Source organism: Alcanivorax sp. UBA3183 (assembly GCF_002364155.1).
Lineage (GTDB): Bacteria > Pseudomonadota > Gammaproteobacteria > Pseudomonadales > Alcanivoracaceae > Alcanivorax > Alcanivorax jadensis.
The window spans coordinates 57133-57474 of sequence record NZ_DEXN01000032.1; the positions used below are offsets into that span (position 1 = coordinate 57133).

General features: G+C 60.5%; 1 protein-coding gene. It reads left to right on the plus strand.

The window, feature by feature from the left end; all coding sequences use genetic code 11:
* Positions 1–7: 7 nt before the first annotated feature.
* On the plus strand, positions 8–342 hold a 335-nt coding region (locus B3Q33_RS10970; protein WP_286827532.1), incomplete at its 3' end, for an ATP-binding protein.

Sequence of the window (342 nt, forward strand, 5' to 3'; positions counted from 1 at the left end):
GACTGCCATGGAAAAGAATATCCAGCGCTGGCACGAGGACAAGACCGACGAGAATGCCCAGGTGGTAGTGGGCGAAAAGGGCTGTGGCAAAACGGTCAGCATTGAGCGGCTGGAGCGGGCGCTGTCGGAAAGCTGCAAGGGCCTCAATCTGGTCAAGCTGACAGTGCCGGCCAAGACCATCGACCCGGATGCCATTCTTTCCCTGGTCGGCGATGCCCTGGACGTGGACCTGGCAAGTGAAGGCCCGGCGGCCCTGGTGAAAAGTGACGAGGAACGCCAGCCTACCCTGGTGGTCCTCGACGAGGCACAGAACTTTTTCCTCAAGGAAATCGGCGGCCTGGA